The sequence below is a fragment of the Paenibacillus hemerocallicola genome, assembly GCF_006265175.1.
Lineage (GTDB): Bacteria > Bacillota > Bacilli > Paenibacillales > NBRC-103111 > Paenibacillus_AB > Paenibacillus_AB hemerocallicola.
Genome location: NZ_VDCQ01000014.1, coordinates 108610 through 134632, shown reverse-complemented (window position 1 = coordinate 134632; position 26023 = coordinate 108610). Strand labels below are relative to the sequence as shown.

Below are 26023 nucleotides of genomic sequence, written 5' to 3'. Positions count from 1 at the left end.
AAAGCAATTATCTTTTGTCCCAGGCTGCAGCATCGGAAGATACATATTCGATAGAAAAGAGCCATATCCGCATCGTGCGGCAACTCCGCCTTTTCAAGACGTCCGGCTATTCTCGCGTCTCTGCCTTCGATACTCTCCCGGAGGAGCGCCTGTCATTTTCTTGAATATGCGCGAAAAATTTTGCACGGTGGAATAGGTCAGCCTATCCGAAATATGCTGAAGCGGCCAATCGGTATATGCCAGCCATTCCATCGCTTTGTTCATTCGGATTTCCAGCAAATAGTCGCTGAAGGAGCGGCCGGTCGCATCCTTGAAGATACGGCTGAGAAAGGATGGCGTTATACCGAACCGATCCGCGGTCAACTGCAAAGTGATATCTTCCTCGTACCGTTCCAGCAAGTAGGCTTCGACCTGCCGGACTACGCGTTTGGACTTGGGGTCTTGGACCATCTCCAAATGGCAGGCGACTGCGGGGAACAATTCATCCAGCAACCATGCCCGGATTTCCGTCAAAACCGTCATCATGCGCAGCCGGCCGTACAAGTCGTACGATACGATTTCATGAAGGTGACAGCCGGCCTCGAGCAGCTTGTACTCCAATTCCCCCAACAGATAAGAAAGCAGCCCGATCGCATTGTCCGGGCTTGGCGAATAATGGCGAACGTCCTCCAGCCACTGCTCCAGCTCAATGGCCGCCCCTTCCGAATTGCCCTGAAGCAAAAGCATGACAATGGATTTATGGTATCGGAGCATCGATTCCTCCGGTTGGAGAAGCGCCCGTTGCCGAATATCTCGGGTCGTTATCGTTACGTTATGACCGTACAGCAGCCTGTAGCTTAACATATGCAAAGCTTCCCGATAGCCCGCGCTAATACAGGCATACTCCCTCCGGGCGTCGCCGATAGCAGCGCTTACCGTAAATCGGAAGCCGTTTGCGGCATGAGCGCGAAATTGCTTCATTATATGACAGATCTGGCCGAACGCCCTGTCGTCGGCCTGCTCCGCCGCGAATAGAACGACAATTTGTCCGGGCTCGGGAACGAACGTAATACAAGGAACCGTGTGTCCGCATAATTCCTCCATCGCTTTTCTCATCGCGTTATGAATCATGGAACGTTCCCTTCCCCGATACGTTTGATTGAACCGGATATAGTCGTCAACCTGGGCAACGCCGACATAAATCCAGGGGCTACGCAATTTCGGCTCGAATCGATCGGATAGACGGCTCGCTTCGCTCTCATCCAGCTCGCCGTTAATAAGGAAATGATAAATCCGCTCCTTGGCCAGCGGCATATGCTCCCTTATCTCGTCATGAAGCTGCTTATTTGCCCTGATTAATCGTTGGAGTACCTCATCCAATGCTTCAATTTCATTATCGGAAGGTAGCGGCGCGTCCTCCGTCGTTTGCGTCTTGGCCAGCAAGCTTCGTAAAGGGCGGAACCATTCCCGAAATCCGAATAGGGCAAGCGCCATGCACAAGAGCATGAATACGCCCGCAATACTCATTATAGCCCCTTTCATTTGATTGGATTTTTTCGTCAGATCTTCATAAGGGGTCATTACGATGTATGTCCAGTTTGCATAATCCGATTTTTGCGCGCTAACCGTGTATCGGACATGATCCGGCATCACCTTATCCCCATGATTGGCCGGTTCAAGCCAGTAATAATAAAGCTCGTCGGCTGTGGTCAGCATGGTTCCGATTTCATCCCTGTTTCTGCTGTAGAACATCCGCCCCTTGTCATCGATCACATAAATCTTCATCCTGCTGTCCAGCTCCAAATCGTTCAACAATCCGGCGGCCACCGATTTTTCCAAGGCGTCATTCGATGCAAGGGATATGGAGGATAGCGCCATGGCCGAAATTTTGTCGTTCAGTCGATTGTGGAGCATGCTTAACGTCAGACGGTAATTCCGGTTCACTTCCTGCTGAATCTGCTGAGAGAACAAATGGCTCGCTGCCAAACCAAGCAAAGACACTGGAAAAATGCTGATCAACAACAAAAAGAACAACAGTTTCTTTTTGTACGACGACTGTTTGCCGATTATTTTACGAACCAACATTGCATTGCCCTCCCCAAACGTACCGTTCGTCCGATCTCGGGAAGCCGGACGCCACCTGTTTCTACTCGGCCTGTCGCACGGGTCCGTTTCCATTTTTCGCACGGTCTGTCGCTTTGCAGCGCTCGTCCAAAACTTTGCGACTCATGGTCCCGTCACCGCGCCGATTGCACTTCGCTCCCCGGATTCCATATCGCCTGGCCATCTTGGACCGTGCGGCTTACATCGGCCCATCGCTCCCTCCATTTGTAGACGCTTGCGATTTTGTCGGGTATGCAGCGAACGGGCTTCTTTGATCCAATTAGAACCATATGTTAAATATATTATATATAATATATTTTCGAAAGACGTTTTTATTAAAAAACATCTTTCGACGTAATTCGAATAAGCGCTGACAACACGGCTTCAACTGCAACAGCGTCAAATATGCCTAAAATCATGGCCCGTTCCCCGACCTACAGTCTGTCCCAGCAGCCCGTCAGCATCCGTTTTTTTTATTTTGAAAACAGGCAAACACACACTCAATCCGTTTTTTCGAACATAGACTGCTGTTGAGTAGATGAACACACACAGTATGCATTTCCGGAATAGTCATGGAATGAAATGTTCGAAGGAATATGTAACAAAATCGGTAACAGAGCGATATAAAAAAATAAGCCGAGGGAGAGGCTCCCTCAGCCACAAAAAGTTAATATCCGAATCCACCGCGTGAAACGATGACCAGCAAGATGAAAAGAACTAAGATTACACCTGTCGATGTAAACAAGCCTCCGCCAATTCCGCTCATATCCCCCTCCTCCTTCCCTGTTCATGCTGCATATTTTATGGGGATCCATGTGTAGTTGACTGGACTATACACCACTGAACCGAAAATCCGAAAAATTAAAATCCTTTACCCAGAAAACCGCTTCCGCACAAAATGATAACAAGCAAAATGAAGAGAACCAAAATGACTCCAGTGGATGTAAAGATGCCTCCGCAACCAGCTACACCGCTCATGTTTCCCCTCCTCCCTTACGCATGCTTTTCGTGCCTTACATACTATGGATATGATTTTGATATTGCTTAGACTAGTCCCCAATGTTAAGAAAAACTTTCGCGAGGTTAAACATTCCTTAACGTAAAAAAATCCCCGTCAGCATATAGCCGGCAAGGGATTCCGTTCAGCTGCCGCTTGAGACGCTGCTTATCGGCAGCCGGCCGCTAAAGGTTAAGCGCTTTACTTGGCGTTCTTGGCTTTGAAATCATCGATTGCCTTCTGCGCAGCCTGCTCCGCCGTCCGGAACGCCGTGTTGATGTCCGCTTCACCTTTCAGGATCGAATAAGCGGCGTTCGTATGGATCGTTATCAAACTTGGATCGATCTCGGGCGTATACACGATCGGCGCCGGCTTGTTGATAAACAATGCCTTGTAGTTTTTGTCTTTGAATGGTGTATCCTGCGCGTATTCGTTGCGAACCTTATCCGTTGTCAAAACGGACATCCAGCCTTTTCGCGCGAGACCTGTCTGGTATTCCTCGGACACCATGAACTTGATCACCTTCAACACGGCTTCCTTGTTTTTTGTCAGCTTGGTCGGACCGAAAAACATCGGGTAAAGCTGTGAGCCGACACCCGGCTTTTCCTTGAAGGTGGGCAGCGTGACCATATCCCAGTTCATCAGTTGCAGCTCCGTCGGGTTCGTCAAATACAGCTGCGCGAAGAAAGCGAGCGTCGCCACGTTTTGGTCTTTGATGAAGCCGTTAATATTATCCAGACTTTTGCTTTGGATAAAGCTTTGCTTGTATTCGTCTCCCCCCATCATTTTCCCGAATAGCGTGTCATATAAGGTTTTCCATCCGGGGTCGATATGGATAAGCGGTTTCCCGGTGGCCTTATCCACTCTCGCGAGCGACAATTGGTTGGCGCGCAAAATATGGCTGAAAGTCGCTCCAAAGCCATAATACTGTTTGCCGCCGTCGATACGCGTCAGCTTCTTGGACAATTCGGCTGCCTCGTCCCAGGTCATGCCGTCCTTCGGATACGAGACGCCGAATTTATCGAAAATATCTTTGTTGTAATACAGCGCTTCCACATTGCTCTGCACAGGCAGACCATAGATCGGTCCTCCCGTGTTGACCTTCATCGCTTCCATTAGCGTAGCCTCGAAACGACTCGTATCGATCGATTCCGTTTTTATCCAGTCGGTAATATCCACTTGCATATCAAATTCGCGTAAAGCGCTTTCAAAATTTCCTATCGTCGCATAGTACATATCGATCGTCGTCCCGGCTGCAATCAATTCGGGCAAAGTCGTCGCTTTGTTGTTAGAGTCGATCTGCAAATAGGTCAGCTTGTAGTTCGGAAACTTTTTGCGGATAGCATCTCCGTAATATTTGTTGAAATACTCTTGCGACTGTGCAGAATTACCGAAAAACGTCAGCTCTGCGGCTTCATTGTAATCCTCCGGCTTCGACTTGACCGACGGACTGTTCGTGGAAGCAGTGCCAGAACTGCAAGCTCCAAGCACAATGAATGTCGCGCATAGCAGCGGTACTGCCAGAGCCAATCTGATTTTTCTTGTCGACAATTGAATCGAGCCTCCTTTTTTAGTTTGTAAAATTTGCTTCTGTACGGACTGTACCGGGTAAGCATGAACGCACAACCGAGCCTTGCAGCTTGCAGCTTTATTCTATCCTGTTTCTCCCGTCCCTTGACATGAATGAAATAACTATTATTTATCCGATCTGCTTAAAATTTCACCAAATATTGCTCCAAAGCGCTGGACGTGCTGGCGATTCCGCCCATTACGTGCGCCCGGTATAATCGAGTCCGTGCATGGATGATTTGCATGGCTTGCGGCACACGTTTCCAATTATCGCTTGTCATGGCCGATCCGCTTCCCTTATACTGCTAGCAAAGGAGTGGACACCATGCAGGAAGAGCTCATGGAGTATGCGGAACGTTATTTCTTCACCCCGACCGCATTCGAGAAAGCGGGCGCCGTATGGCCGATCCGTTTGGGTCGGAACGTTGCCAAGCCTCACTATCGCATCGGACCGAGAACGACGACCTACTACAGCCTTCATTTCGTGCTGGAAGGGACGGGGACGTATATCCAGGACAACCGAAGCTACGATTTGCAGCGAAACGACCTGTTCTGCTTGTTCCCGAATCGCTCCCACGAATATTTCACTTCGGACAACCATCCGCTGCAAATGGCTTGGATCGCCTTCGACGGAAAGAAGGCGCTGTCGATTTTGGAGCGGCTCGGCATGGGTCCTGCCGTTCCCTTTGTTCGAAACGCCATCCGTCCGGGAGTACGGGAACTGATCGACGCTTTTTTCGATTTGATTCGCGCACACGGCCGGAAAGCATCGGATTTCGCCAAGCTAATCGCCTTCTATAGCGTGTTTGAGGCGCTGTCCGAAAATCCCGCCATGCAGGAGAAGGGATCGGGAGAAAGTTCCGGCGGTTGGCTGCAAAAAGGAGTGGAATATTTGGAAATGCACTATGCGGAAGGGATTACGATCGAGAAAGCCGCATCGTTCGTCGGGGTGGACCGTGCCTATTTCAGCCGGAAGTTCAATGCTGCATACGGGATGTCGCCAATTAAATATTTACAGAATCTCAAGATGAAAGCGGCGTGCACGATGCTCGCGGATACGGCGTACACGCTAACCGAGATTGCCTTCTCCGTCGGTTACCATGATTTATTCTCCTTCTCGAAAGCGTTCAAAAAGCATTTCCATATGTCTCCAAGCGAATTCCGCCAATCCGATCCAAGCAGTATGAAGCCCCTGACTCATTTGCCGAGATCGGAATAGACCCGTCCCCTCAATCGGGAACGAGCCTATTCTCTAAGACATTATTCCGTCTGAAGCCGCCGTCCGGCTCAATAGCCGGCGATCGTCGCCCCGTTCGTCTTCCACACCCCGTGAGACCTTACATTGCGTACATAGATGGCGGCGGATGACGACGCGTACAAATCGTGCAGCGAACCGACCGATACGCAATCATCCAGCCACATCCGATTGCCCGGACCGTAGCTTTGCCAGTTGACGTTCTGCGTCGTGCTTACGCCGACGCGCGAGTCGCAGCTGACGCAGCCGACATTCCAGCTATGCGTGGCTTCGTTCACGTCGGCCACGTTCGGGCCGATATTGGAGAAATACATGCCGTTTACGCGGATAACCGTCCCCCCGTCGTGCGAGGTAGAGCCGTTCTGGTTCGTTTGACCGGGTATGCCGTTATGCCGCCCGATGCTGCCGACTTCGACGGCCATCGGCGTCCTGTTATTGTAGTGATGGTAATTGAAGCCGTCGCTGCGGTTGCGGGCGGCCTCGCAATTTTGGATAAAGCATTCCCGCGCACCGAGTATGTGCAGCCCGTTCGTCGCCGAAGCGTATTTGAACCTGCAGTTTTTGGCGTATACCTTCAGATTGTCCGGCTCGGCGGCGGAGTTGGCCGCACGAAGCGGATTCGTGCCCCCCTCGAAGCTGATACCTTCCACGTACAAAGTCTTCCCGCCTTCGATATTGGCATTTTTGACTGCGAGATATACGCGCACCCGATCGTCGGGCGGACGCGAGTCGGCCGTCCTCACCCACACCGTCGATCCGTCGGTATAGGTCGAGCCGGGATGATCGCCCACTTCGTCGGCGGAGCCGCGCACGGTCAGCTCGGCATAGTCTCCGAACGGATCGGTGAAGGAGGCGTCGAACACGCGGCCGACCGAGGTGCGCGCCGCCTTGTAGGTCCCGGTCAGTCCGCTCTCCGCCGACCAGACGAGCGAATCATGCGTACCGAGCACGACCTTCTTGCCCGGCAGCGCGATCAGACTGACGCTGCGCGGAATGGTTGTCGAATTAAATGCATGCTTGCGCGGGTATACGCCTTCATCGAGATAGACGATGTCCACATCTGGCATCAGCAGCGCTTTGCCGAGCGATTGAAATGCGGTTTCGAGCGTCGTTCCGTCGTTCGTGTCGCTGCCCGACGTCAAGCTGACGTAATACGCCTTTCCCGCCCCCCTGTAGGCGAAATCCGAAACGTCCCAGTCCGTCGCAATCGTCCCGTCGGTTTTCCTGTACAACGCCAGGGGCGCCGGATTCCAGCGGAAGCCGTCCGGTACGGGGATGCCCGGATCGTCGCACGGCGGGTTTTCGTTCGAATACACGCTGGAGGTTACGCCGCGCGAGACGGCGCCAGCCGCCGTCTCGGGAACGAGTCGGACAAGCGGGGCGGCGGCGGCCAATACCGTGCAGGCGGCCATTCCGATGAAAGTTCTTCTTGACAATTGATCCGATTGCATCAAAATGTCTCCTTTTTCGCAGGTTCGGGACAGCGTCCGTTTACCGGGGAATCAAGTCCATGCAGTCGATACGGCCGCCTTCCCCGCCGTTCGCCTCGCTCTGCAGCAATATCGTGTCGCCCGGCTGAAGAGCGACGCCGAGTATCGTCCGCATCACGCGAGTCGCGGCGTTGGGCGAAGCGGAGCCCAAATTTTGATTGGCGATCCAGGCATCGATAACCGTCCCGTTCAGTGAAACGGACATGGGCGAGCTGCCGTCATTTTCGTCGTAATACGTGACGACGATATCGTACGTACCGGCGGGAGCTGCGGACGCATACGTCGCGGTTGCGGCGCCGGTTGCCTTGATCATTTTGCCGCCGGAGGCGCTCGTTTGCGTCTCGATCGAATAGCCGGCGAGCGTCATATCCTCCGCTTCGACTCTGACCTCGAGCGGCACTGGCGTCGTGGAGGCGAACGTAACGTTCGACGTATAGCTGTTGAACGGCAGCTTGAACGTGCCGCCCTTGTTCGCTTCCGTCACCTTCGCGCCATTCACGACCAGATCGGTGAAGGTCACGTTGGCGATCCCGCGCGTGCTGTCGTAGCCCTTCACCTCGGACAGAGCCGGGGATGGGTAATACGCCGTATGATTGGTGACGCGCACCCCGTCGATATGGCCGAAGCCGTACTCGTTGTTGTCATAGGAGGTGGAGAAATGCACGAGCATTTTCTTATACTCGTCGGACACCTTCTCGGACCGGTTGTTGATAAATTCGATATCGCTGATGGTCGCCGTTCCGTTCGCATAGATGGCCATGACGCGGTCGGAAAATACAATGTCGTTGTTGGAGAAGGTGACGCCGGAAACGTTGTCCAATATTTCGCTGCCGATCTTGATGCCCGATTTCATCGTCCAGAATACGCTGTTGCTGATTGTCACATCCTGCGTAGCGCCCACGGCGCCGTAATAGCGGGAAGCTTTTACCGCAATCGCGTCGTCATGCGTATACTCGAAAATGCCGTCGATCGCCACCCGGACCGAATTGTCCGGATCCGTCCCGTCCGTGCTCGGCAGCGGGTCGTTGATGATCTTGTAATTGCGCCCGACGATGTCCTCCGAGCCCGCGAAGTGCACGGTCCATTTGCCGGAATTGCGGAAATAAACGTCGCGGATGTCGATATGGTCGCTGTTGAACGTATAGACGAGCCTTAGCGAACGGGTCATGCTAGCCCCGGCGCCGTCGATGACGCCGCGTCCCATAATGCCTGCATGGGATACGTCTGGAAAGCCGATGAGCGCATAAGCGCTGTTCGTGCCGGGCACCCTGGCGAAATCGGTATCGACGCCCGTTCCCTGAATAAGGGCGCCGCTTTCCAGATACAGCGTCACGTTGCTCTTCATGAGCAGCCCTCCCGTCTTGTACTTGCCGTTCGGGAAGTACAAGATGCCTCCGCCAGCGTCGCTAACCGCCTGAATGGCCGCCTGAATGGCGGATCGGGCGTTCGTCGCCCCCGTCTTATCCGCCCCGTAGTCTGTGACGTCATATACCCCGCTCTGTCCGGGCTGCGGCGCGTTCTCTTCCAGCGGGTCTGCGAGCAGGAACAGCTTCTCGTCGGCAAGGCTGTAGTTTTTATGCACGATTAGCCGAATCGGCCGTTCTCTTGCATTGCCCGGATTGGACAGAGTAATGGTCATTGAATTGTCGGCCGCATCTATGATCGGCTGTATGCCTTCGTGGATCGGGCTGATGCTGTAATCGCCGATCGATCCGCTGCTCGCCTTGATCTTTACGTTGACGGCTCCGGCGAAGGCGAACCTCGCGTAGCTTACATCGGCATAGGCGCTCTGGGTCGAGGCGACCTTCTCGGCCGTGATGGCATAGCTGTTCAAGCCGTCATAGGTCGTAGCCGTAACGGTGAACAGCGAGCTGGGAATCGTGCCGGGGACGTCCGTGTAGCGGACGAGCGTGTCGGCCGCGCGCGCTTCCTGCTGCTTGAACAGCAGGCCGCCGATGACGCCGGCCAGTACGATTACTGCAGGCGCAAGCACGAGCTTGAACAAACGATAATGTGCCACAAGTAGGCCCCCTTATTTACTTTTCTCCTGCTCGATCTTCTTGTTCGCCTTCTCTTCGGCTTCCCGCAGATACGTGTTGATGTCGGTTTGGCCCGTCCCGAGCTTGATGATGCCGGCACTGTCGAAGACGCTGCGGACGGACTCGTCGTAGATCGTCTTGTCGGCGAGCGGGGCGAGCGGATTATGGTAAATCGCCTCGTAAAAGCCTTTGCCTTTCAACGGCGTTCCTTCGTACAGCTGCTTGCGGACCGCGTCGTTCTTGATCGCCGGAATCGCGCCCTTGTCACGCGCCAAATAAGTCTGATGCTCCTCGCTGACCAAATAGTTGATGATTTCCATCGCTTCTTCCTTGTGCTTGCTTGTGCTGGATACCCCCACGTACGTCGGATACGGCTGGGTGCCGGTTTTCGTGCCGGCAAAGATCGGCGTGGAGACGACGCCGTAATTGAACGTTTCGAGCTTGGTCAGCATGTCCCCGCCGCCGTACACCTGAGAAAACTGCATCGCCACCGTGCCGAGCAGAAAATCGTCAAATTTCGGGATGCGCTTGTTCTCCTTCAGCCAGTTCTGGTAAACCGTGCTCTCATAGGTTTTGACGATAGAGGCGTCGATCAGCCTCTTCCAGTCCGGATTCGAAGTGAAAGCGCTTAACCCCGTCTTCGCATCGACATACGGCGTCGACAATGAGTTCATGTGGAAGAAATGGTGATAGAACGAAAAAGCGAAGCCGAGGTATGTCTTGCCGCCCTCCGTCCGCGTCAGCTTGCGGGCGATATCGTACATTTCGTCCCAGGTCATGCCGTTTTTCGGATACGCGACGCCGAACCGGTCGAAAATTTCCTTGTTGTAGTACAGGACGGGAATCGTGTTCGTGATCGGCAGCCCGATCACTTTGTTCGAATAGGACGAATTGGCGATGTTAAGCGCGCTCGGATCGTATTGGTTCGGATCGATATTGAATTTCTTCAGCTCCGCCGACATGTCGTAGCCGAGCTTGAATTGCTCCAGCGTGTTCATGTAGACATAGATGGAGTCGAAGTAAATGTCGATCGGCGTGCCGGACACCATTAACGATTCGATCGACTTTATGGCGTCGGCTTGGTTTTTCGGAATATAGTTCAGTTTGATGTGCGGGAATTTCTTCCTGATCGCCTCCGCGTTGAACAGCGATTCGATGTCGGCGATCGTCGATCCCCCCGCTCCGGTCGTGACGTTCAGCTCTACCGGTTGTTTGGCGGTTGCCGGCGATGCGGCTTTCCCCCCTGCATCCGCTCCCTCCTTGCCGCCGCCGCAGCCGGTTGCGGCCGTTGCCGCAATCGCGCTTGCCGCGAGAGCGGCGAACAGCCGGCGCGTCGTCCGTTTGCTCCTCTTGTCGTTCATCTGTCGGTACACTCCTTTTGTTTTTTTCTCCGGCGTTCCCGCCGGTTTTTGCCTGTCCCCCCGTGCATCCGCTTCCGCCGCGCTTCACTGCGTAGTTCCAGTTCCGCATGCCCCCGTCTCCGGCCTCCATTAGAACAGCCTCGCGGTTGTAAGAAGCCGGGAGAGGACCGAGCCGATCCGGATACGGTCGTCCCGGCCCTCCCATCATAAGGGTCATCCTTCCGTTACGTACATAATCAGCAGCGGCTGCATGCCGGAAGCAGGCGAATCGTCCCTCGCGGCTGCGCTCCGATAGCCGCTCGCGATAATCACGAGCGGCTGCATCGGTAATCATGCGCGGCTTTTTTGCGTACTAGACTCCATGCTACAGTCGTTCCTGCGAACCGGAACCCCTGGCATCCCGGTATTGTCCGGGCGTCATCCCTTCCATTTTGCGGAAGTAGCGAATGAAATTTTGCGCATTCGTATATTGCAGCTTCTCGGCGATTTCGGCGATTCTCATCTCCGTTCCGGTCAGCCACGACTTGGCGATTTGCAGTCTGTGCCGGGCCAAAAAATCCGAGAACGGCATGCCCGCTTCTTTGCGAAACACGTGTCTTACGTAGTCCGGATGGTAATGAATGCGGAACGCGCAGTGCTCGATCGTAAGCGGAGTGTCGTACTCGTTCTCGATCATGCGCAGCAGCTCGTCCGTAATGCCGCGGTGCTGCCTGTTTTTCCGCTCCTCCAACATCCGGATTGCCGGCTTGATGACCGAGAGGTTGATCCACTCTGTCATTTCCGCCGATGTCTTGAATTCGAACAACCTGTCGTATAGCGCTTTCTCTTCCTCGTACAACGACTGGAGCACGCCCTCGTATTCCTGCAGACTGCGCAGCAAATCGGTTAGCAGAGCGATCATGAGCATCTGGTATTGGCGATGCGACAGCGGTACGGCGAACACCTCCCGCGCAAACCGCTCCAGCAATAGACGTGCGCGATCTCCTTCGCCCATGCGGACCGCCTCGATCAGCTCGTCCTTCACCTTTTCCGGGTATTCCGGCGCGAGACTGCGGTCCGGCCGGACGTCGCCGATATGAACGACCGCTTCGTGCCCCAGCTTGATCCGGTATTGCAGCGCCTCGCCCGCTTCCTTGTAGCCCCGGCCGGCGTCATGCAACGAACGGAACGGGCTGCTGACGCCGATGCTGACTGGCAAACGCAAGTAGTGCTTGACTGTCTCCCGGATGCGCTTCGCCTCCCCGTCCAGCCATGCGCTGTACTCCTGCTCGTCCGCAAGCGGGCTTCCGACCAGCGTTACCTTCGACGTTCCCATGACGATCGGCTGCAATAGCCGGTCTGCCTGCGGCATGATTTCCGCTACAATATTGGTAACGGCAAACAGCAGCAGCTCCTTGTCCTTCTCCGCATAACCGGTTCCTTCCAACGTATCGATCTGAAGCACGAGTACGCTCATCGCGTTCCAGCTCTGCCTCAGGGAAGCCTCGTAGTAATCCCGCTCCACGGGATCCGTCTGACCCAAATACAGCTTAAGCATGAAAAAATGCTGAAGTCGGCCGCGCTGGCTCTTCAGCTCGCGGCTCATCCGCGTCTCGCTCTGCAGCGCGGCTTTCACCCTTTCGCCGATCAGCTGCAGCTCGTCCTCGCCTCCGGCGGGCATCCGTCCGCCCCCCTCTTCCTCGGTACGGAAAACGCTCTCGTATAGCCGCCGGATCGGTCCGTACAGCCGGTTTGCCCCCAATAGCGAGACTGCGAACCCTATAAGCAAAATAATTGCGCTGGCGGCAAGCGTCACCCATTTAATCGCTTCCGATTCACGGGTCATTTCGGTGACGGACAGAAGCGATACGTACGTCCATCCGTTGTAGGCCGACTTGCTGAAAATAACGTTGTACGGCTCCCCTTCGAGCTCCGTCTTAAACAATCCGCTATCGGCTTCCGAGTCAAGCAGCTGGCGGGCATACGGCATGGACGTCGCAGAGGTGCCGACCCGGGTCCAATGGTCCGTATGCGCGACAACGCGAAGCGAATCGTCGACAATAAACGGTTCGCCAAGCTCCTGATGTCGGAACATATATTTGCCGAAGCCCCCATACGGCACCTTGAACAAAATGACTGCCGCCGGCTCCGGCGCACCGATCGGCAGCGTTTTGACGAGATCGATCGTCCTCTCGCCTATTATCCAGCGGGAGCCGGGGCGTCCGCCATACGTTTCCTTGTATTCCGAATCGCCGGGTCCGAACGGCTCGTAACCGCCGTACGTTACTTTCCATTGATCGCGCAGTTGGATGAACTGCACATCGGCTACACCGAGATCGGAAAGCTGAATACGTCTCAGTCCTTCCTGAAGCGCTTCGATCCGGCCGCTGCCGCCGATGCCCGCATTTTCCGCCTCCGCCGTCAGCAGCCTCAGCACCGACGGTTGCAGCGAATACTGCGTCAGCGCGTTGTCCGCCGTCCGCAAGCTTTGCTCGACGCGCTGCTGCATTTGCAGCAGCATTTGCAAGGCGCCGTCGTTCACCTTTCGTTGAACCGTGTGCGAGGAGTGAATATAGGAGAATACGCCGAGTATGGCCATCGGGAACGTAATGAGACAAATGGCGTATACGATAAGCTTGTAAAAATATTTCGATCTGCGCGATTTCATCGCGATCCTCCTATGACAACCGCAAGTTGGGATGGCAGATGAAGCGCTGCCCTTCACTTTATCGTATACGAAGAGCCATGATCGCGTCCATAACGTTCTTTGTCGAGTAAGATCAACCACCATTTTTACCTGCGACAGCATATTCGCATACACAAGGCGCTTGCTCGCATGATCGGTTGTGACAGCTTGCTGCCTTTGCCGGCGCTCGCGAGACCGCAAGTCCAGAGAGAGCGGACTGGAGTATCTTATCGACCCATTTACCAGTGTATATAGCAAAATAACGGAAAACCGCTCCACTATTCCGCCGTTCACTACCGATTTTCGCCCCGACAGATCTAATAACGGAAGCCTGTGCCGTTATATTCAGGAGTGCAGCCAAATTCGGAGCCATAACGGAAATCAGCTCCTCTATTTACGACAACTCATCGTGGATTGAACGGCTCCGAGAGATGCGGGACATAGGTCGAGGAGGATGCGAAAATTGATCGACTGGTTCTTGTGAGGTATACTTCCAAAAGGTAAGTACAAAGGAAGGAGACATCCATGAAAATAAATTTAATGCTTTTCATAACATCCGTAAAAGAACGAAAAGAAAAGAATATACAAGAAGTCATGATGAAAACATTCGAATCCAATATTCGTCCTGTCACAGGGGATATACTGGATGATCCGGGATTTCACCCGCAATTTCACAATGGATATGAAGTTGTAAAAGTTACTATCAACTATGCTGCTGATGAATGCTGGGTTTCTTTGACACCGCTTGCGATAGAAATGGAGGAAATACCGCTAGAAACGTATATAAAGAAGCTTGAAGCACACGGCTGGCGTATTGTTTCAAAAGAAGAATTGCAAAATACGCAAAAATAGCGAATAACCCTTCCTTGTTTAAAAACGGAAGGGCTTTCAGTTCTGGTTAATTGTTCCGGTGCGAAAAATGAACCTTTATAGTGCTGTCTATTTCCCGCTAGCGGGAGCTCATCTACATATCCAATTTAACCCGCGAACTCGCGCGTGGCTCCGCCAACAGTTCAGCAGCACGAGCGTCCCGAACGCGGTACCGGGGAGTCCAATCAAAACCCGGCCAGCCACGGCGAAATAAACAAATAGCCGGCGACGGGCGCCTCCCAGCGCTCGACTTTCCGCCTGGCCGGCTTGGCGGATAGCCCGGCGCTCCCACTTGCTTCTGTCTGTGCGAGCACATCCATCATCCTTTCTTCATCAGTTAGTTCCAGTATAGAAACCGCCGAGGCAAAAGGATAGGAGAGTAATCTCCAAAAAGTTTCACTATTGTTCGATCCTTGTAGAAGCGCAAAAAAAGGCAGAAGCGGGACGACGGAACAACCCGACGCCCCGCTCTGCCCATCGAAGGGAAATAAGCCCGCAAGGAGCTTCGCAAGCGATCGTATTTCAGAGCTTCGGGCGACGCCGCGCCCGATCCATGCGGCAATAGCGTCCATCCGCCTCCTATCGGCGCATGGGTCGCGCGTTCCCTTCAGCTGCCGGACAAACGCTCCAGCACTTCCTGCAGCCGAGGCATACCGGCTTGCGCGCCGAATCGGGTCACCGACAGTGACGATGTCGCTACGGCGAAAGGAACGGCCTTCTCCATCGGCCAGCCTTGCGCCAGACAATGGGCCAGCGCGCCATTGAAGGCGTCCCCCGCTCCGGTTGTATCGACTACTTCCACGGAGAGAGCGGGAACCGTATGCAGCCTTCCCTCGCTATAGTAGGAACAGCCTGCCGCTCCTCGCGTCACGATCAGCTGTCCTCCATACCGTTCGTTCCAGCCGGCAAGCACCTGCTCCAGCTCGGCTTCGCCGCTTATTTTATGGCCGCACAGCACCTCCAGCTCGGTCTCGTTCGGCGTAACGAAATCGGCCAATCGCAGCATACGCTCCGGCAAGCTTACCGCCGGAGCGGGGTTGAGAATCGTCGTGACGCCGTTGCTCTTGGCCACCTCCAACGCTCTCTCCACTGTCTTGATATCGATCTCCAATTGCACGAGCAGCACGCCCGCCCGGGCGATTTGCGGCTCGAGCGCCGCCAGCCGCTCCGTGTCGAACGCGGCATTAGCCCCGGGCACAACGATTATGCAGTTATCCGTCGACGTATGGATGATAGAGGCAATACCGGTATTATCCGCAAGAATAGCTATGTTGTCCGTGGCCACGCCATAGGACAACAAGCTTTCGACGATAGCCTTTCCATAGGAGTCATTGCCTACGGCGCCCAGCATGGCAACATCCGCTCCCAGCTTGGCGCAGCCTACCGCCTGGTTAGCCCCCTTTCCCCCCGGTATCGTGTGAAAGTCGTGGCCAGAAATCGTCTCCCCGATCTCCGGTATCCGATGCGCGCTGACGACCAAATCCATGTTCAAGCTTCCTACGACGACTATGCGAGTGCGTTTCATGCAGAGTGGCCCCTTTACACTATATTGGTTAATCGGTTGTGGACTGGCGAACGAGCAGCCGCACGTCCAGCTCATGCGTTTTGCACTCGACCGGTTCGTTGCGGATTTGCCGCATCAAATAATGCGTGGCCAGCTTGCCCATCTCCGCGATGGGTTGAGCGATCGTGCTCAATTCCGGAACGACCGTTGCAAGCGCTATGCCGTCGAATCCGATCAGCTTTACATCCTGCGGCACTGCTTTGCCGGCTATGTAGAGTGCTTTCAGAGCGCCGATCGCCATCAAATCGTTGCCCGCGAATACACCGTCAATATCGGGATGAAGCTTGAGAAGCTCCTGCATGGCCCGGTATCCGCCCTCTACATGGAAATCTCCCTCCGCAATCAGGCTCGGGGCAAACATTCCGTGCTCCCGCATGACAAGCTCGTAGCCGAGCAACCGCTCTCTGGACGGCAAAATCTCCAACGGACCGGAAATATGGGCGATTGTCGTGCAGCCCCGGTCCAGCAGATGACGAACCGCCATGACGGCACCCTCGCGATTTTTGGATTGAAGAGCCAAGATGGGATGCGACGGAAAGTGATTGTCGATTACTACGGCCGCAATAGATTGCCTTTGCAGCTCCAGCAGCTGCTGCGGATGAATCGTATAGGAAGCTACAATAATGCCGTCGATCCGCTTGTTCTTCAACATGCCGAAATAATTTCGTTCCTTCTCCGGGTCATGGTCGGAGTTGCATAAAATAACCGTGTAGCCGAGCTGATGCGCCGCATCCTCGACAGCACGGGCCAGTTCCGGAAAGAACGGATTCAGGATGTCCGGAACGATCAAGGCTATGGTCGCGGATTTTTTCCCGGCGAGGCTGCGTGCCATATCGCTGGGTACGTAGCTCAACGTCTCCATCGCCTGCCGCACCGCTTTCTCCGTCACCTCATTGACATAGCCGCTTTGATTGATGACTCTGGAGACCGTAGCGACGGATACGTTGGCCAGCTTGCTAACATCACGAATCGTTGCCATGAATTTCACCTACTTGCCTTTCGCGGTTACCTTGCCCGCAATGTGGAAACAGTTACATACAATCTCAATAACAGCTTTAATACAAAGAATTCATAGTTACGGTACCGGTTACACATACTATAAATGAAGCCGTTGCCGGGTGTCAACAAGCGCATCTTTCCGCATCCCTGGAAAACAAAAAAGCCCGTTCCACCAAGGAACGGACCTCGCCGTCATGCTCCGGCCGGTACGTAAACATGTAATTGTCCATTCAAATATTCAATCACGTCATCAATTCCAGCTGTTGGCGCATCACTTCGAAACGCAGCGTTCCGCCCTCATAGAAGCTGCGCATCTCCTCCACCAGCAGAGAGCCGATGCGCAGCTTCGAATCCCGGTTGACTCCGGCCAGATGGGGCCTTGCCAGCACATTCGGCAGCCTGCGGAATTCGCTGTCGCCCGCCAGCGGCTCTTTCTCGAATACGTCGAGACCCGCTACTATCCGTCCGGTACGCAACTGCTCCAGCAACGCTTCCTCATCGATAAGTCCGCCCCGCGCCGTGTTGATCAGCATCGCTCCGTCTCTGAGCAAGGCAAGCTCGCGGCGTCCGATCATCCGGTACGTCTCGGGTATTTTCGGCGCATGAAGGGAAACGATATCGGAGCGGGACAGCAGCTCGGCCAGCGGCAGCAGCTCCACGCCGAGCTCCGCCGCCCGATCGGCGGGGAAGTACGGATCGTAGCCGAGCAGACGCGGCTGAAACGGCTGGAGCACCTTGATGACCTCTCGGGCGACCATGCCAAGTCCTACGAGACCGACCGTTTTGCCCCGCAGCTCAAACGTCTCGAGGCTTGCGTCCTTCCATGCTTCTCCGTTCCGCATACGACGGTCGACCTGGACAATATTGTGGCCAAGCGCCAGCATGATGGCCAGAACCGACTCTCCGACGGATACCGCAATGGCGAACCCGCTATTCAGCACGCGAATGCCCCGGTCGTATATATTCGGCGTCATGTACGGCTTCACCGCACCGGCCATGTGCGCAATCAGCTTGAGCTGCCGCGCGTGCTTCAGCACCTCGTCCGTCACGGGAGCGCTGCGCCAAGTCGTCACGACTGTGTGCGCCTCGGGAATGTACCGGATCAGTTCCTCCTGTGTAAGCGGCCGATTGTGCGGATTCCATATGATGCGTCCGAACGATTCGAGCTGCGCCCTGGACGTCTTGTCTAGAAACTGCGATACTTCATTGACGGGAATTTGCACCAATATGCTGCGTGTCATGGAACGTTCTCCTTCCGATGCTCTGTAACTTTGCCGTACATCTTTTGACTGAATCCTTATCCGATCAACCGCCGCAAAGTCGTCTCAATCGCCAGCGCTTCGGCAGCCATCTGTTTATCCGCCGGAAAATCGGCTCCGTTATTTTTCACTTCCGTAGTGATCCGGTTCATTCGCTGATGGACCTTCCCCCAGTTTTGGCGAAAGTACTCGGCTTGAACTCCCGTATAGGAGGTGTGCTTCGGTGAAATGGTCGTATATCCCGCCTCCTGCCAAGCTTGCGTAATTTCTTCCGCCCATGCGACGTTTCCTTCGTGAAGGGATTGTGGCGCGGCATCCTTCAGCGGTAGCAAAATGCAGCACTGTGTCGGCGAATTGACGAACTCCGTCTGATGCAAATCCAGCCAGTATAAATACCGGTATTGCGCATCCATGCGCCGAAACAATCGCGAGTACGACGACAATTGACTGCGGTTCGGTTCAACATGGCGGAAATCGTCTACAGGCTCATAGACGATGCCGATCGGGTCGGGAGCCTTCACCTCCCGCGTATCGAACACATCGTAACGATGCCATTGCTTGCCCGGACGATCCGGATCTTCTCCGAACATGATGCACCAAAATCGTTCGTTCGGTATTTGGGAACCGTCATAGTAGTCGTACCGGGAACGGTCCGAGCCAAGCGGATTGCCGATCGGATTAAACGTGACGATCGTTTTGGCCAGTACTTTTTCCACATCCAGGCTAGTCGCGCTTCCCGTCGTATGACGGCCGAACACCAATTGCTCGATCACATCGATCATCCCTGCCGTCGTGGCAGGCTCGTGCGCATGCGGCTGCGCTGCATATACCGCTACTTTGTCGCTTTGCGGCACGGACCAATCGGACAACGTAATGCCATACACCTTATGCCCGCTGTACGACATCTCATAATCGAGCCTGAGACGGTCGCCGGCCTGCTCCTTCCATTGCGCAAGCTTTTGTTCGAGCTGGTGCGGACGGGACAAAAACGCCCGATTCTCCATCGCCATGCACTCCCCCGTTTTCCTGTATCGCCTGTTACTTTTTTTGCTGCTTCCGTTCCTCAAGTGCTTTGTTCAGCTTGTCATCCGCCTCGCGCAATGCCGTGTTGCTGTCTTTGCCGTCGTACAGCATTTCGGTTAATGCGTTGTTGGCGATCGATATGGCATTTACCCCGCCGAACGAAGGCATCGTGCCGTTCCTTTTCAGCTTTGTAAACGCAGCCATATTTTTGGAGTTGAGATCCGGATACTCTTTGCCAAACTCGTCTTGAATCGACTGATTGTCCAATACCGACACCCACACATTGCGCGACATATTGCGCTGCACCTCGTCGGACAGCACGACCGAAATGACTTTGAAGGCGGCATCCCTATTTTTCGCGCCCTTCGGAATGAGCAGCACGCTCGGATCAACCTGATGACCGTATCCTGGAACACTTTTCATTTGCGGATACGTGGCGGCGTCCCAGCTTAGCCCCGGAATCGTACGCATCGATCTCGCCCGCGTAGCGGAAGTGGCGATCATCGCGATATTGCCTTTGGTGAACATGCTTAACGTGTCGCTTCCTTTCGGAACGAGGCCCGCTTTGTCGTGCAAGCCGGCATACAGCTCATACACCTCTTTCCAGCCGGGCGACAGCAGCATGCTTTTGTTCGCTTGCGCATCGACCCAAGGCAAGCGCAGCTGGTACGCTCCGCGAAACACGTCGCTCGGCGCCAAACCGTAATAAGATAGTCCGCCTTCGGTTCTTTTGAACTTCGCGCCCAAATCGCCGATTTCTTCCCAGGTCATGTTATCTTTCGGATAGGCGGCAGCCATCTTGTCGAACAAATCTTTGTTGTACAATATGGCCCAGCCTTGATTGTACCAAGGGACGCCGATCAGATCTTTTCTGCCCAACGTGTCGGTCATCGTACTTAACACTTCCGGCTTAATGCGCGTCGTATCGAATTTGTTCGCCTTTATCAAGTCGTCGATCGAATTTTCCAGCCCCAGCTCGAAATAGGTGGCCAAATCGAGCGGTCCGTTCATGTAAATGTCGGGTATTTCCCTGGCGGCAATAAGCTCCGCAAGTCCGGTCCCTTTCTGGGTATGATCGATCCGCTCGATTGTAATATGAGGATATTTTTTGCTGACGGGAGCTTTATAATATTTCTCGAAATCTTCGACCGGTAGCTGGCTGCCATGTGCCGCAAATTTGACTGTCACCGGTTCAGGTGGCTTCTCCGCCTGGGCTGTCTTGGCCTGCTCGTCTTCAGTCGCCTTCGGCGTGCCGCTTGAGCATCCGGCTGCCGCCAACAAGGCCAGCAGCATCGCGCACGATGCCGTCGTTTTAAAAATGTTCATGCTTGATCCGCACCTTTCGATAATTCGTTTGCCGCTCCCGGCCAGCCTTTACGTTTCCATATGCCCGCTTTTGCAGCGATCGGCGCGCGATCTTGTAAAATAGTCGTCCAGCAGCTCCAAGTCGAATTCCTCGATCATTTGTCGGACCGTAAATTCGTCGGTCTCGCTGGAAACGAGTATCGCTCCCAATCGTCCCGGATCATGAACATGGACTTTGGGACCGTACTTTTGTTTCATCGCCTGCAATCGCGGTATATTATAGTCTTGATGAACGACGGCACAGTCCAAATTGACCGTTCGGGTCAAAAACGAATAATTGGTCGTACTTTCCTCAATCGTTTCGCCTACAGGAGAAACAATCGAGCAAGGATTCGGAGCCCATACGGCACCGGCAAAATGGGCGCGGCACGCATAAGCCCAATAAGCCTGCATCAAGCCCCCGTGGTAGGCGGAAGGAAACAAGATCAAGTCCGGCTTTTGCCGCGCATATTGCTCCAGCAGCTCGTTGAAGTTCAAATCGAAGCAGATGACGCAGGCAACCCGCCCGAAATCGGTCTCGATAACCGACGCTTCTTTGCCATATAAAGTGCCGGAAGTCGATTTTTGCCGGATCGTTAAAAAGTTTTTATGGTACACGCCGCAAACCGCCCCGGCACGATCGATCACCACGGCAGCGTTGCGGACGCTCCCGTCGGCCGCTTCGATCATCGCGCTGTAGGCGATATAACACCGATTCGCTTTGGCGACGGAGGCGAAAAAATCGGCGATCCGGTTTCCCCGGTAACGGTAAAAGCTGTACAACCATTCCAATGTTTGTCCGGACCTCCTCGGATCGTCACAGCATTCCGGCAGTACGACCATGTCCGGACGGTCGGGCAGCACATTGTCCAACTGCTTCTCCCAGCCCCGGATGACAAGCTGGACGACTTCCTCCATGTCCGCCAATGGGTTAATCGACCATTTCGGATATTGCAAGCAGCTTATCTTCACATATTTCGCCATCGGATTCGCGCTCCCCTCGCAATACAATCTCTTATCCTTACCTTCTGCCGCCCCTCTTCTCCGCGCTGCGGTTACGCAAATCTGACTGTCTTTGCCGATCCGAGAACGCCGATATTCATCATATTGTAAGCGCTCACCTCTTTGATTTATAATACATTTAATTTACCATTCACTCTGTGCAAAACGAATGTTCGGATTTTGCAATACTTGTAATTATGTGTGCTCTTGGTTAGCATTACGGATGATGCGAGGAGGACGCCCATGAAATCCAACATACTTTCCGTATACTGCAGTTCGGGTAAGAAGCAATTTGCCGTCGAGTCGCACACGCACGAATATTGGCAGCTCGAGATCATTACTCAAGGCGTAGTCCATAGCGGATTGCTCAGCCAGCCGCTTGCTCTCCAGACGGGAGATATGCTGCTCGTTCCTCCGGGCTGGACTCACGAGTTTACTTACGACAGGCCCGATCTCACCTGGATTACATTAAAATTCGAACGGCAAGTCGATGACGCTCCCGTATGGGGCGGGCACATTCACGGCAACATGTTCACAAGCAGACTCATTTCCTCTTTCCGAATGGCGATTCCCGGTACAGCCTATAAAGACTACGAGAAAGCATTCGTCAACGGCTTCCTGGAAACGATGTTTCGTTACGTGCAGTCCGACGACTTTCATAAAGCCGACGATTTGTCCTATCAGCTGGTGAAGCTCATTACGGAAAAGGTTTTGATCCGAAACGGAAGAGCGATCACGATCAATGAACTGGCCGATGAGCTGTCGTACACGCGCAGCCATATATCGAAAAGGTTTAAAGAGATTACCGGGGGAAATTTGAAGGCGTATATCGATCAGGTGCGGGTGCAAAAAGTGGAGGAAATGCTCCGATACCGGGAGCACAGCATATCCGAAATCGCCATTGATCTCGGATTTAACGATCTTTTTTCGTTTTCGAAATTTTATAAGAAGCATACGGGCGCAAGCCCGCGGCAATTTCGGAAAAAGGCCGCTTCGCAAGAGGCGTATTCCGCAGATTACGATGAACCGGACGACTGAACCGCACCTGAAGATGCAAGGATGCGGCTTCGCCTCGATGCAACGGAAATAAGATGCGTTGAACACTATCGTTGCGAGAGCAGACAGTTGCTCGCAGCCGTTTCATGTTCATTCGCACCTTGTTCACGGGCTAATTGACGCCGTTTCAAGACAATCGTTGGATAATGCCGGAGGCCTCGTTCATGCCGAGCGGCCATCCCTCTTTCCGAACGCGTTTACGACATAGGCCCACTCTTCCCTCAACGTATCCAGCAGCACCCTTCGATCAGGCAAATGATAGTGCATCTGCAAATTCACGATAACCGGACTGTCCAACACTTGCATGCTTTCGCTAATTTCATGCCAATCGATTAAGCCTTCCTGGCAAGGAGCCCATACGGTCGACCAGCCTTTATTCGGTAAATGGCGCTTGGACGCATCCTGCATGACGGCAACATCCTTGACGCCGATCGCCGCCAAATACCGTCCCAACAGCGCTACTGCTTTGCCGCTGTTCTCTCTGCCGTCATGGTACTGGTTTCCCGGATCAAGCATAATGCCGACATGCTCCGGGGGCAAATCGCGTACGATCGTCAGCGCCGACATCGAATGCTGGATCAGCTGGGAGCGTCCGTGATGCACTTGATAAATCGCTTTCATTCGATGCTTCGAGCAAAGCTCGGCGAGCTTCTCCATTCGAACCCGCGCGTCCGTTAATTGGCTGTCGAGGGGAACCGAAGCATCGTACTGCAAGTACCCCATGCGAAAGCTCCGTATTCCCAAATCGGCCATTACTTCCAGCGGACCCGGATCCTTCAGCAGCATCTCCGGCGTATAAGAGGTAGTGGCAAATGGCACTTCGATTCGCCGCTGCTGCATGTACTGGACATAGTCGGGCGCTTCCTTCCCGAGTCCCGAAGGCGTGACCCAATAGCCGTCGCGAATAAGCAGATCGACGCTGCCGATTCCCGTCTCATGCAAGCTATCCGCGAGCCCCTCCAGCGATTCGCCTTGAAATAGTTTCGGAAACAAGCTATGTATAGCTTGCATAGAGATTACCTCCCAGACCATATTCTCCGCATGGATACATTTCCATCTGTCGCGCCCACCTCTTTGTTCAGGAATATATTTACCCTACCACGCCCATTGCCGGAAACGAATGTCCGGTTTTCGCATTACTTGTCATTATGTGTGATTCGGTAAACCAAAGCGACGGGTCAGGCATTACTATTACGCCTGACCCTATTGGAACGATTATCGCGACTTCGTTTTCCGCCGTCGCTTCTTGACGGCAAGTCGGGACGTTCTATTCATTTTGGCGCGGGTAGATCGTTTCTTTCGAATGATCCCTTTTTTGCGTCTTTTGAAGAACGGCTTCCTTTTGTTAAGCTTGCGTCCGCCGGAAGGGTCGGGTGCAGGTTCGATTGCTTCGGATAAATGGGGGTGCGAATTCAAAGAAACGTCGGATTCGCCCCGTATCGGGCTATTGTCGGTTACCGGAAGATTTCTGAAGTCAATCAGTCGGATCGAGCTTTGACGAATCTCCTCCATAATCCGACGATCGGTAAACGTCCGCAGCTCTGCTTCCCTTTTCATTTGCGCGGCGATGCTCGATCGAGCTTCCGAGTCGGCATACCCGGGATGACACATCAATTCCGTCGTACCTGCCGTTAAATCTTGCAGATGCGCAAGCAGACGCTCCGCTCCGTCATCTTGATCGTATGTGTCCATAATGAGACTATCTGTGCCGACGAGGCCACTCTCCGTATACGGTGACCAAGGATGCAGCCGCACTGGGATCCGTTTCTTGATGGCCAGCTTGACCATGATGTCATAAACGGCGGGGACTTCAAGATGGATATGATGATGGGAGTCCAGATGGGTTGGCATAACTCCCGCCGATACAAGCCTGTTGAATTGTTTATCCAATTCCCGTTCAATGTCCTCGTCCCTCCACCCGCTCCTCTTATCCGAGAAGCAGCCGTCGGCTCCTACGAGGGAGGTCACGCTTTCTATTGGCGAGAGCGGCTTGCCGGAGCTCAAATTCAAATGCAGCCCTACGCCTAATGATGAGGTCCGGTTGGCCATATAAACGGCATGATTGAACCCGGGCATATTGGCCATCAGGGTAGCGCTTGTTACAATTCCGTTCCGATGGGCCTCGAGAATTCCTTCGTTTACTCGGACCGATAATCCGAAATCATCAGCATTGACGATGAGATATTTGGTCAACCGAATCTCCCCTATACCTATTCTTAGCTATAATATGCGTCGTGCGCCGGTTCGATAGGTACAACTAACCTATTCGGTCGAAAACCCCAGTCCGGTACCTCCGGTTTTGCGGTGACGGGCTTGGACGGCGCCTTCCCCGAATATCGTTGAAGTCAAGGAAAGGTCGATCCGCTTCTGTTGAAGAAAAAGTGAGTGGTATTAGAGCGAAGCAGCTCTTTTTCCACTCACTTCTCTTTAATGTTTCATCGATAATTGTCAATATTCGCACGCGCTGGCGCCGGCTACCGATGCTTGTCCGTTATTTCGGAAGCACACGACGTGCCGTAGTGTAATTTCTGTTCCAATTTCCGGAATTAAGGTTGGAAATCGTGACCCCGCCTTTACCGTACGTGTGCAAAATTTTGCCGTTCCCCATATAAATCGCCACATGATGAATGGGCGAATAGAAAAACACAAGATCTCCGGGCTGCAGCTGGCTGCGCGGTACATAAGTTCCCGCCTTCGACTGTTGTCTGGATGAACGGGGAATCGACACCCCGTTTAGCTTATATACATATTGCGTGAACGAAGTTAAAGAGTCGGCTATTCTAGCCGACTCTTTATCATGCTCCTCGCATCGTTCCCGCAGACCCTTTATTCTATCGCGTGATGATTCCTCACTAGCATTGAAAACTGCTTGGCTAGAAAAAGCGGCGTATACGGCATATCGTTTCTCAGCCAAGCCACAATCGTACCGATCAAGGCCGCGGAGCCGTACCATACCGCAATATCTTTTGGAATACCCGATTTAGTAAGGATGGAATCGCTTCCCAATTTGTCTATTCGCGAGGCAATCGTTCCCGACAACATCTTTAGCAAACGTTCCGTAAAGATTGGCGTTCGTTTCGAACCAAGAATGATTTTATAGAATTTGGAATGTTCGGCAATATGCTCGAGCAAACTGACCAACACCAACATCAACGAATCGATCTCTTCAACGGAATGATTCACAGGGGATTGGTTCAAAACACGCTGAATGTCTTCAGCCATATCATCCGCCATCTTCTCCATCATATCTGGGATATCGCGATAATGCAGATAAAAGGTAACACGGTTAATGGTAGAGCGCTCTGCGATCCGGTTAACTGTTATTTTTTCAATATCCATTTCCTGCAGCAGATCAATGAAAGCATCCTTGAGCAGCTGACGCGTCCTAATTTTTCTGGGATCGATACGCAGCTTTGTATGTTCTGTCATTTCCTATTCACTCCTCCAT

At 53.5% G+C, this 26023-nt stretch carries 21 protein-coding genes and 1 pseudogene; 3 read left to right on the top strand and 19 right to left on the bottom strand.

Annotated elements, in window-relative coordinates; genetic code table 11:
• Positions 1-93: 93 nt before the first annotated feature.
• The 4 genes from FE784_RS12670 to FE784_RS40825 all read right to left on the bottom strand — a co-directional run bounded on the left by FE784_RS12670 (position 94) and on the right by FE784_RS40825 (position 4929).
• The gene (locus FE784_RS12670; protein WP_176706163.1) at positions 94-2064 is read right to left on the bottom strand and encodes a helix-turn-helix domain-containing protein; all 1971 of its coding nucleotides are present in this window, start codon (positions 2062-2064) and stop codon (positions 94-96) included.
• Positions 2065-2749: 685 nt separating this feature from the next.
• Positions 2750-2848 (bottom strand): sporulation protein YjcZ, encoded by a 99-nt coding sequence (locus tag FE784_RS41880; protein ID WP_139602562.1) that lies wholly within the window; start codon positions 2846-2848, stop codon positions 2750-2752.
• Positions 2849-3280: 432 nt separating this feature from the next.
• Entirely contained in the window at positions 3281-4630 is a 1350-nt protein-coding gene (locus FE784_RS12660; protein WP_176706162.1) for an ABC transporter substrate-binding protein, read from the bottom strand.
• A gap of 161 nt (positions 4631-4791) precedes the next feature.
• On the bottom strand, positions 4792-4929 hold the full coding sequence (locus FE784_RS40825; protein ID WP_176706161.1) for a hypothetical protein: 138 nt from the start codon (positions 4927-4929) through the stop codon (positions 4792-4794).
• A gap of 44 nt (positions 4930-4973) precedes the next feature.
• Here FE784_RS40825 and FE784_RS12655 point away from each other — a divergent pair, with 44 nt between their 5' ends.
• Positions 4974-5867 (top strand): AraC family transcriptional regulator, encoded by an 894-nt coding sequence (locus FE784_RS12655; RefSeq protein WP_139602560.1) that lies wholly within the window; start codon positions 4974-4976, stop codon positions 5865-5867.
• Positions 5868-5935: 68 nt separating this feature from the next.
• Here FE784_RS12655 and FE784_RS12650 read toward each other — a convergent pair whose 3' ends face one another.
• From FE784_RS12650 to FE784_RS12635, 4 genes are all read right to left on the bottom strand, one after another.
• Entirely contained in the window at positions 5936-7354 is a 1419-nt protein-coding gene (locus FE784_RS12650; RefSeq protein WP_139602559.1) for a hypothetical protein, read from the bottom strand.
• Positions 7355-7394: 40 nt separating this feature from the next.
• Positions 7395-9413 carry a glycoside hydrolase family 28 protein gene (locus FE784_RS12645; protein WP_139602558.1) on the bottom strand — a complete coding sequence of 673 codons (2019 nt, stop codon included), beginning with the start codon at positions 9411-9413 and terminating at the stop codon, positions 7395-7397.
• 12 nt (positions 9414-9425) lie between these two features.
• On the bottom strand, positions 9426-10793 hold the full coding sequence (locus FE784_RS12640; protein ID WP_139602557.1) for an extracellular solute-binding protein: 1368 nt from the start codon (positions 10791-10793) through the stop codon (positions 9426-9428).
• 364 nt (positions 10794-11157) lie between these two features.
• Positions 11158-13440 (bottom strand): helix-turn-helix domain-containing protein, encoded by a 2283-nt coding sequence (locus FE784_RS12635; protein WP_176706160.1) that lies wholly within the window; start codon positions 13438-13440, stop codon positions 11158-11160.
• Between the two features lie 543 nt (positions 13441-13983).
• Here FE784_RS12635 and FE784_RS12630 point away from each other — a divergent pair.
• Positions 13984-14310 (top strand): hypothetical protein, encoded by a 327-nt coding sequence (locus tag FE784_RS12630; protein ID WP_139602555.1) that lies wholly within the window; start codon positions 13984-13986, stop codon positions 14308-14310.
• A gap of 203 nt (positions 14311-14513) precedes the next feature.
• Here FE784_RS12630 and FE784_RS12625 read toward each other — a convergent pair whose 3' ends face one another.
• The 7 genes from FE784_RS12625 to FE784_RS12595 all read right to left on the bottom strand — a co-directional run bounded on the left by FE784_RS12625 (position 14514) and on the right by FE784_RS12595 (position 21501).
• On the bottom strand, positions 14514-14900 hold the full coding sequence (locus tag FE784_RS12625; protein WP_139602554.1) for a hypothetical protein: 387 nt from the start codon (positions 14898-14900) through the stop codon (positions 14514-14516).
• Between the two features lie 35 nt (positions 14901-14935).
• Positions 14936-15853: a ribokinase gene (rbsK, locus tag FE784_RS12620; protein WP_139602553.1), complete on the bottom strand. Its 918-nt coding sequence runs from the start codon at positions 15851-15853 to the stop codon at positions 14936-14938.
• A 28-nt stretch (positions 15854-15881) separates the two neighbouring features.
• The gene (locus FE784_RS12615) at positions 15882-16871 is read right to left on the bottom strand and encodes a LacI family DNA-binding transcriptional regulator (RefSeq protein WP_139602552.1); all 990 of its coding nucleotides are present in this window, start codon (positions 16869-16871) and stop codon (positions 15882-15884) included.
• A gap of 262 nt (positions 16872-17133) precedes the next feature.
• Entirely contained in the window at positions 17134-18132 is a 999-nt protein-coding gene (locus FE784_RS12610) for a hydroxyacid dehydrogenase (RefSeq protein WP_139602551.1), read from the bottom strand.
• 56 nt (positions 18133-18188) lie between these two features.
• Positions 18189-19154 carry a hypothetical protein gene (locus FE784_RS12605; protein WP_139602550.1) on the bottom strand — a complete coding sequence of 322 codons (966 nt, stop codon included), beginning with the start codon at positions 19152-19154 and terminating at the stop codon, positions 18189-18191.
• 34 nt (positions 19155-19188) lie between these two features.
• Positions 19189-20499 carry an ABC transporter substrate-binding protein gene (locus tag FE784_RS12600; protein WP_139602549.1) on the bottom strand — a complete coding sequence of 437 codons (1311 nt, stop codon included), beginning with the start codon at positions 20497-20499 and terminating at the stop codon, positions 19189-19191.
• A gap of 48 nt (positions 20500-20547) precedes the next feature.
• On the bottom strand, positions 20548-21501 hold the full coding sequence (locus FE784_RS12595) for a carbon-nitrogen hydrolase family protein (protein WP_139602548.1): 954 nt from the start codon (positions 21499-21501) through the stop codon (positions 20548-20550).
• A gap of 261 nt (positions 21502-21762) precedes the next feature.
• On the opposite strand from FE784_RS12595, the gene FE784_RS12590 reads away from it, so the two are divergent.
• A complete protein-coding gene (locus FE784_RS12590) occupies positions 21763-22557 on the top strand; it encodes a helix-turn-helix domain-containing protein (protein ID WP_139602547.1) in 795 nt (264 codons plus the stop codon).
• A 180-nt stretch (positions 22558-22737) separates the two neighbouring features.
• On the opposite strand, the gene FE784_RS12585 is transcribed toward FE784_RS12590, so the two are convergent.
• The 4 genes and pseudogenes from FE784_RS12585 to FE784_RS12570 form a co-directional block, all read right to left on the bottom strand.
• Positions 22738-23586, bottom strand: a complete 849-nt coding sequence (locus tag FE784_RS12585; protein ID WP_176706159.1) for a sugar phosphate isomerase/epimerase family protein — start codon at positions 23584-23586, stop codon at positions 22738-22740.
• 204 nt (positions 23587-23790) lie between these two features.
• Positions 23791-24768, bottom strand: coding sequence for a carbohydrate deacetylase (locus FE784_RS12580; RefSeq protein ID WP_176706158.1), 978 nt, complete (start codon positions 24766-24768; stop codon positions 23791-23793).
• A gap of 298 nt (positions 24769-25066) precedes the next feature.
• Positions 25067-25339, bottom strand: a pseudogene (locus FE784_RS41870) (C40 family peptidase); the annotation flags it as partial.
• A gap of 62 nt (positions 25340-25401) precedes the next feature.
• Complete coding sequence (locus FE784_RS12570; protein WP_246132006.1) at positions 25402-26004, bottom strand: TetR/AcrR family transcriptional regulator; 603 nt, start codon at positions 26002-26004, stop codon at positions 25402-25404.
• Positions 26005-26023: the final 19 nt, after the last annotated feature.